A 547-nucleotide genomic window follows, 5' to 3' on the forward strand; every position below is an offset into this window, starting at 1 on the left:
GATAAAAAGAATTTCAGGAGGTTAAATTGGATGCTAACTTGAAGGTCATTTTTTATTGTTGTTGTACTAAGTACGTAAAGGGATAAGAAGACGGGTTAATTAATGCTGCAATGAATGTTGGTGTAGGGTTGGTGTAGGTTTATCCATTATCGATATATTATAGCGGAGAAACAGGAAGCGTAGGTTCTAGAATTTTGCTTGGATTTGGAGGATTAACGGAAACTGAAATCAATACAGGAATTAAGTTATTAAAAGAAGCCTGGAAGCTCTAAGGTAATGCCAATTGTACACTCAACAATTAATGAGTTTTTGAATTGTACTTACACTATCGGGTAGCAAGAGTGAAAAAAGTAACGTATCTGTACTGCACCTCAAAAGTTAGAGCTGAATTCTGACTTTTGGGGTACTTTTCTATGGCTAAAAATATTTCCTATAAAATTCCTGTCTGATGCTTCCGCTTAATTGCGCATAAATCCGGGTAGTTTCACTTTTTTCATGACCTAATAAGCTTTGAATAACATCAAGAGGTGCTCCATTATTCAATAAA

At 34.9% G+C, this 547-nt stretch carries 1 protein-coding gene; it reads right to left on the reverse strand.

The annotated features are described in order from the left end of the window. Positions 1 to 417: 417 nt before the first annotated feature. Positions 418 to 547 (reverse strand): tyrosine-type recombinase/integrase (locus tag M1K46_RS25580; RefSeq protein WP_256228240.1); only part of this gene is annotated, 130 nt, incomplete at its 5' end.

Source organism: Fictibacillus sp. WQ 8-8 (assembly GCF_024494405.1).
Taxonomy (GTDB): domain Bacteria; phylum Bacillota; class Bacilli; order Bacillales; family Fictibacillaceae; genus Fictibacillus_C; species Fictibacillus_C marinisediminis.